Source organism: Enterococcus sp. C57 (assembly GCF_040887305.1).
Lineage (GTDB): Bacteria > Bacillota > Bacilli > Lactobacillales > Enterococcaceae > Enterococcus_B > Enterococcus_B hirae.
On the sequence record NZ_JBFOFP010000004.1, the window covers coordinates 361,420 to 368,262 of the forward strand.

The 6,843-nt window shown below is 33.5% G+C and carries 7 protein-coding genes; 4 read left to right on the forward strand and 3 right to left on the reverse strand.

Going from position 1 to position 6,843, the window contains the following annotated elements; genetic code table 11:
• Nucleotides 1–6: 6 nt before the first annotated feature.
• Together AB5M32_RS07260 and AB5M32_RS07265 are read right to left on the reverse strand one after the other, a co-directional pair.
• Nucleotides 7–1,284, reverse strand: a complete 1,278-nt coding sequence (locus AB5M32_RS07260; RefSeq protein ID WP_178286887.1) for a sensor histidine kinase — start codon at nt 1,282–1,284, stop codon at nt 7–9.
• 140 nt (nt 1,285–1,424) lie between these two features.
• Nucleotides 1,425–2,027, reverse strand: a complete 603-nt coding sequence (locus AB5M32_RS07265) for an accessory gene regulator B family protein (RefSeq protein WP_010736952.1) — start codon at nt 2,025–2,027, stop codon at nt 1,425–1,427.
• A 278-nt stretch (nt 2,028–2,305) separates the two neighbouring features.
• Between AB5M32_RS07265 and AB5M32_RS07270 the strand changes: the two genes are divergently transcribed.
• Nucleotides 2,306–2,518 carry a hypothetical protein gene (locus tag AB5M32_RS07270; protein ID WP_025480261.1) on the forward strand — a complete coding sequence of 71 codons (213 nt, stop codon included), beginning with the start codon at nt 2,306–2,308 and terminating at the stop codon, nt 2,516–2,518.
• Nucleotides 2,519–2,646: 128 nt separating this feature from the next.
• On the opposite strand, the gene AB5M32_RS07275 is transcribed toward AB5M32_RS07270, so the two are convergent.
• Nucleotides 2,647–3,336 carry a YoaK family protein gene (locus AB5M32_RS07275; RefSeq protein WP_010736953.1) on the reverse strand — a complete coding sequence of 230 codons (690 nt, stop codon included), beginning with the start codon at nt 3,334–3,336 and terminating at the stop codon, nt 2,647–2,649.
• Nucleotides 3,337–3,513: 177 nt separating this feature from the next.
• Between AB5M32_RS07275 and AB5M32_RS07280 the strand changes: the two genes are divergently transcribed.
• The 3 genes from AB5M32_RS07280 to AB5M32_RS07290 all read left to right on the forward strand — a co-directional run bounded on the left by AB5M32_RS07280 (nt 3,514) and on the right by AB5M32_RS07290 (nt 6,723).
• On the forward strand, nt 3,514–5,718 hold the full coding sequence (locus AB5M32_RS07280; RefSeq protein WP_034699220.1) for an ATP-dependent helicase: 2,205 nt from the start codon (nt 3,514–3,516) through the stop codon (nt 5,716–5,718).
• A 228-nt stretch (nt 5,719–5,946) separates the two neighbouring features.
• Nucleotides 5,947–6,351, forward strand: a complete 405-nt coding sequence (locus AB5M32_RS07285; RefSeq protein WP_010720214.1) for a Spx/MgsR family RNA polymerase-binding regulatory protein — start codon at nt 5,947–5,949, stop codon at nt 6,349–6,351.
• A gap of 21 nt (nt 6,352–6,372) precedes the next feature.
• The gene (locus AB5M32_RS07290; RefSeq protein ID WP_010720213.1) at nt 6,373–6,723 is read left to right on the forward strand and encodes a Spx/MgsR family RNA polymerase-binding regulatory protein; all 351 of its coding nucleotides are present in this window, start codon (nt 6,373–6,375) and stop codon (nt 6,721–6,723) included.
• Nucleotides 6,724–6,843: the final 120 nt, after the last annotated feature.

Below are 6,843 nucleotides of genomic sequence, written 5' to 3' on the forward strand. Positions count from 1 at the left end.
ACTCCTTTATTTTGTTTGTATATAGATTGTCTGAGAAAAACGTTGATTCTCAATAGATGTCTCTAAAAAGATATAAGGATTGGCCTTTGACAGCTCATCCAAAATGAATAAACCGAGTCCTTCGTTTTTAGGATCTTTTTTTGTTGAAAAACCTTTTTGTTTTAATTGATTTAACGGAATTGTATTCATCGTTGTATTGATGACACGAATAATCACTGAGTTTTTCTTTTTTAAAACAAAGAGTTCAATTTTCTTCTTTTTAGTAATTAAAGCTCCTTCAATCGCATTATCTAAAATAATACCTAACATTCGGACGATGTTTACTGTATGTTTTTTCTTTAAAGTGATCTCTTCTGGAATAACAAGATGCACGGATAATCCTTTTTCTTGTGCCATCATTAATTTCAAAGACAATAAGCTTCTTATTTCAGGAATTTTTATGTTATCTAACAGACTAAGGTTTGCTGGGAAAAGATCCATCATTTGACGAGTGGGTAAGATATTTTGATTGTAGTACTTACGTAATCCCTCCAGGTCACCTTCAGCAAGATAACTATTCATTGAAAAAAGCAAGTTTTGATAATCATGCTTGAATTCTCTAAGGTCTTGATAGTTTTTTTCTAGATCACGGATGTAATCTTGTTGCATTTGCATACGCTGTTCTAACAATTGGTCTGCCATTTTTCTCTTTGAAATTTTCCAATAATAAATGAGGATAAACAGCCCGCCACAGAGATAAAGAATGAAAAAGCCAGTGTTGATAGTTAAAATTTGGGGAGTCTCGCCAGAAAAACGTGTATAAAAGATAACGATATAATAGGTAAATAACATCAACGCGCCAACGGTTCCAATCATTCGGCGATCCAACCCATGGAAATTTTCTAAGGCTTTTTTAAAGGCTAAAGCAAGTAAGATCGATAACGTCGCAGAAATGACGATATGAATATACTGCAAGGAATCTCCTGGTTCAATGACAGCAGATTTCAAAATAAAAAAATCGCTGATGCTCGTCAAATGGTCTCCTAAAAGCGAAGTAAGCAATCCCCAAGGAAGAGCATAAACCAGTTTTTGCGGGGAAGTAGAAAAGAAGAAGAATGTTAGCATCAGCATACCTATAGCAAATAAAGCAGTAAATATCCCTAATAAAGGATACATAAAACCTAACAAGACACAAGAGATTAAAATAGTGGTAACGAATAAGTATTTCTTTTTAATTTGGTGTTCAATGAGTAATACACAAATTGTGTAAATTAAATATTGCAAGGCTATGGACCACAAAAACATAAAGTACAGCTCCCATTGATTTTTACCAAATTATAGCATATTTATTGAATTATTTTTTTAATTTTTCAGGGATTTTAAACTCTGAACTCATACCAAAGCAGCATCCAGACACAAAGAAGTCAGACAAATTAGTAAGTTGTTTAATGATTGTTTTTTTCATAGAAAATTCCTCCAAGATTCATTATATAATTCGTAATTGGAAGCAGCGTAGCTATTTCTAAAATAATCCCGAGAAGCAAGTAAGTAGAAAAGTAAGAATTAGCGAAAAATAAAATAGTTATTGCAAATAGAAGAAACATGAAAATTGCTTTTTTTAACAGTGGTGGGCGTTTTTCAGGTTCAATGGGATTGATTGCTGTACCTTTTGATCCATAGCGAAGCAACAATAAGAAACAGATGATCAATGAAATGACCTTCAGTGGGGAAGAGATGGTCACATCAAAGTGTTTCATTAAGAGGGGAACGCCCCACAAATAAAGCAAAGTCCATAGTAAACAAACAAATTCAGAATCAGAATGAAGTCCGTAAGCATAGCGACGGATACAAATATAAGAAAGAAAGGTCAATCCTGTTTCGACCCAAGAACCGGTTATTAAAGAAAATACTAAAACAACGGCCAATTTGCCAAGGTTATTCATTAATACATCAAGGGCAAATTTTACTTGGAGATAAACCATTTCATCTTCTATTTTTTCACCACTGAATAATGTGTCTAATATTCTATTTACAACTTTATTTTTCATCCAACGTACCTCCAATAACGATTTTATTCTAAATTTGTTAAAAATAGTGTTTCGATTCATAAAAGGTTGTTTTGACATCAAAACCGTAAAAAAAAGATCAAAAAATTCAGTTAGATCTTTCTTTTTTGAGTATTTTATAAATGGCAGATAAAAAAAGTGAACGGTTTTGACATGAAAAGGGCTTTTTATGATTTCTATGTGTTCTCTGCCTAGAAGTGTGTTAAAAATTGATTGACTTAAAAAATATTGGAGGAACTATCATGGGGAATGAACAAGTAATGGAGAAAATGGATGAGCAATTATTTGAAGTTGGTGAAACAGGTGCTTTTGTTTCAGATTTATTTGAAGCGCCTATCAAAGGAGAAATTGAAAAAGTTTATGAAAACAGCGTGATGATCCGGGTCATCAAATGTGCAGTAGAAGATAATGAAACTGCCGACAGTTTGCATTGGCAGCTTGTTGTTCGAAAATCAAGTGCGATAATGGAATGAATAAAAATAAACATAAACACAACAAATAGGCTGAGGTACTGTCCGAGTATCCTGTAAATCAGCCTATTTGTTGTGTTTTGAAGTATAGTGATTTTTTTAGTTGGCCATTAAAGTGAACACGCTTGTCCTTATTTTTTGGATAAGACTATATGACGTTGGTAAAATTTCCATACTTGAATGCTTTGAACAATTGCTATGATTAAAAATAAAACAGCCACTAATAAAATAGCAAAATGCCCAAATAAATGGTGGCAAAAAACGAGAACGCCTGCGCCACTGATGAAAGCTAGAACAACTGTCAGAAAATGGAAAAAACGATCGAACGCTGCTTTTTCTTTTGTGACAAGAGAATCGTATAAGTTAGTAGCAACTCCTTTTAGATTCCCCGTAGTAAAAAGATTAGTATAAGCTCGTCCATCGATTTTATCAAAAGCGACCCATTGAATAGCTGCTGTAAATGCAATCATGATGGTTACGATGGCTGGGTGGATACTGATTGGAGTCAGACTGACTAAGAAAAAGATAATTGCTTCGTAGTAAAGAACATACAAACGCCAATAGTGTTTTTCTTTCTTTTTGAAATAATCAATCAAAAATTTTGTCAGTAAAATCCCTAAAAAAAAGAAGACAGTAGAAAGAATTTTTTTTCCAACGCTAATCCATTCACCATCGAAAGCTTGGATGATTGCTAAGACAATATTACCCGTTTGTGCTGAAGCAAATGCGTTATATTGAATATATGTATAACTGTCCATTGCGCCACCGATAAAGGATAATAAAAGTCCGATTGTCCGTCCTTCATGAAATGAAGTACTCATTTATATTCACCTTCAAATTAATATATTTGTCTTTTTTATTCTATCATATTGGTTATGTGTTTTTGATATTTTATAGATAATTTTCAGAAAAGGTCAGTGTTTGCTAAAGTCATTTTAATTTTTAGAAAGGTCTGTTAGTATAAAAGAAAAATATTGACCATTTATATATAGAAAGATGTGAAAACAATCAATCAAGGGAATGAAAAAGAAATACTTCGCTTACAAAGAGAAATCAGTCATTGGGAAAAAAGATATGAGAAGCTCCAACAAATTTTCCGGATGCAAGAAGAGATCATTGCAAGCTATGAAGCAGCTTATGGTGAAGCACCTGGGCTGATTGAGGAAGAAAAAGAAACGAATAATAGTCATTCATTTTTCGATATGATGGAAAAGCGCTCCTACAATCGTTTTAATTACGAGCAAAAAGCAGCGATTACTTACAATATGGAAAAAAATCTAAGGATCATTGCAGGAGCGGGAAGTGGGAAGACCCAAACAATTTGTGCAAAAGCTGTCTATTTAATGACTGAAAATCAGGTAGATGAGCAACGGATATTGATGATCACTTTTACGAGAAATGCTGCGAATGAATTGAAAAAGCGAGTAGATAATTTTAGCCAACGAAAGACCAATGTTCATATAGGAACTTTTCATAGTATCTTTTTTCGTTTGTACAATGATATTTGTCGCCAATTCCCAGAAGTAGTCACTGAAGGGATACAGGGAGAATTTTCAAAAGAGACCTCATACAAAGTCAGTGGACTAATACAACAACTTATTCGTAAGTATAATTTATACGCTTTTGATCAATATGGAGAAAAAAATTTGGCGGCACGTCTTGATTATTGGCAGAATATGAACTTATCAATAGAAGAAACGCGAGTATTGATAAAAGAAAACTTTGACTTTATTGAACCGAATGCAACTATGCCGATTTCCGAAAGAATGACCCACTTCATGCGAGAACTGCAAGCACAAAAGAAAGAGCAACATCTTTTTGAATTCAATGATGTTCTAAGTAATTTAAAACAAGCCTTGCAGAACGAAGAAATCAGAAACTTCGTGGGACAAAAATATGATTATTTATTTATTGATGAATTTCAAGACACGAATCCTTTACAGTGGGAAATTGTTCGCCTGATCACGAAGGAAACACCAATGAAACTTATTGTGGTCGGTGACGATGATCAAAGTATCTATGGGTTTCGAGGTTCGGAACCTTCTTATATTAAAAATTTTGATCAAGAGTACGCAACGAAGACGCTTTTTTTATTAACCAACTATCGTTCACGTGCGACCATTGTTCAAGGAGCAAATCGCTTAATTACTTTTAATAAAAATGATCGTATCCAAAAAGCAATGATTCCAGCTAAGAAAGAGGCAGGGATTATGCAGGCGCTAGCTTTTGATGATATACAAGCTGAAAGTCGCTGGATCATTGAGCAAATCAAAACATTGATTAAACATAAGGGGAAATACAAAGAATCAATCGTTTTATATCGGTCGTTAACGCAAACCCAGCAATTAGTCCAAGACTTGTTACAGACGGATATCCCCTTTGTACTAGAAGCAGATGGCCCATACGAAGGGATATTTGGGATAAAACTATTTCAACAGTTCTATCAAAGGATCCTTTACTGGCAAAATGCAACTACTTATCAAAAAAAGACACAGGGTTATCAACAAGTACTCTATCAGTTAATGATTAATTGCTATTTCAAGAAAGCTGAATGTGAGGACTATTTTTCCCAACGAAATAAAGTAACAGATATTGTGGAATATATCCTTTCTGTAAAGCCGCATTTAAAAACAAAAGAAAAAGAGATTCATCGGTTTGTAAAGGACCTTCATACTTTTGATAAAAATGGCGGAAAAGGTTTTGATCGTTTAATTCAAAGCTACCTTAAATTAAGTCGACCAACTAAAGAAATAGACGGTAGTGAGCGTGAATGGTTGTTAGGAACGCTCAAACAATTTCCAACATTAGAAAAAATCAACCATTTAGAAAAAGACATCCAAGCAGTTGCGAAACAACTAAAAACTCGTTTAATCGCTTACCGACAAGGAAAACTTGATGCTTTATGCATTCAAAGTATTCATAGAAGTAAAGGCTTAAGCTATCGCAATGTTTTTTTAGTTGGTTGTAATGAAGGAGCTATTCCTTACAATGGTGCCTCTGATAAAGCAGCCATTAGTTTGGATAAGGTCAAGGCAGAGCATGTGACAACAGTCGAAGAAGAACGCCGTCTTTTTTATGTAGCAATGACACGAGCAAGGAATCGTCTCTATTTGTGTATACCTTTGATGAAGGGGACGAGAAAATTGAAAACTTCTAGATTTATTAGAGAAACAGGTTGTAAAATTAAAAAAATACATGTTTGATCACATAAAAAACGATATTATTAGGTAAAAAATACTAATAATATCGTTTTTTTTATGTATTTTTCTTCTTTTTTTTATACAAAATAAATTAATTTTTTTCATATAAACACAGGATTAAAAGGGTTTAATAGCAAAGAAGAATAAATTTTCTGAATTTTAATAGCTAATAATTGGTGTTTTTTATAACTTTCAGTTAGAATGGGATTATAATTAAAAAGGAGTGAGAGAATGATAAAAGTATATACTTCCCCTAGCTGTACTTCTTGTAGAAAGGCAAGAGCATGGTTGCAAGAAAATCGTTTAGATTTTGAAGAAAAAAATATTTTTGCAGAGCCGATATCAGAAAATGAAATACGTGAAATTTTAGCAGCCACTAACGGAGGCGTTGAAGACATTATCTCTACTCGCTCAAAAATATACGAAAAATTAGCTATTGACTTCAACGAGCTCACATTAAAGCAAATGATCGTCCTTTTTAAACAATATCCTTCTTTACTAAGACGTCCGATCTTAATTGATGAAAAAAGAATATTGATCGGTTTTAATGAAGATGAAATTCGTTCGTTTGTTCCAAGAGAAATTCGTTCAGTTGCAAGAAGAATGATTTATATGCAAAACAGTATCTTCAGTTAAATTTAAAAAAGGAGGAATCTTGTGAAGGTATACGGGTCGGCGCATTGTGTGACGTGTCTAAAAGCAAAGCAGTGGTTAGAAGAACATCATCTCTCTTATCAGTTTATTGATTTAGATCAGAGAGAGCTAACCGTTAAGGAAGCAAAAGAATTGTGTGGGTTTGAGAATGTTCACGCGGAACGACTGTTCGCCACTTGGTCACAAGGTTTCAAAAATCTGGAAATTGATTTATCTACTATTAATGAACAACAATTGATTGTTTTGTGTAGAACACATGGAGAACTAATCAGACGTCCGCTGATTATTTTTGATAATGTTTTATTTGTTGGGTTTAATGAGGAATTAATGGAGAAATTAATTGCAAGCCAATAAATACAGGATGACCTCAGTGGCAAAAAAACGAAATAGTCGGTTAGAGGAGATGGATGGCTATTCATTTCCTTTTTTTGTGAGTGATCTTTTCTAAAAGAAACTTGTCTCGGTCTCTTCTAT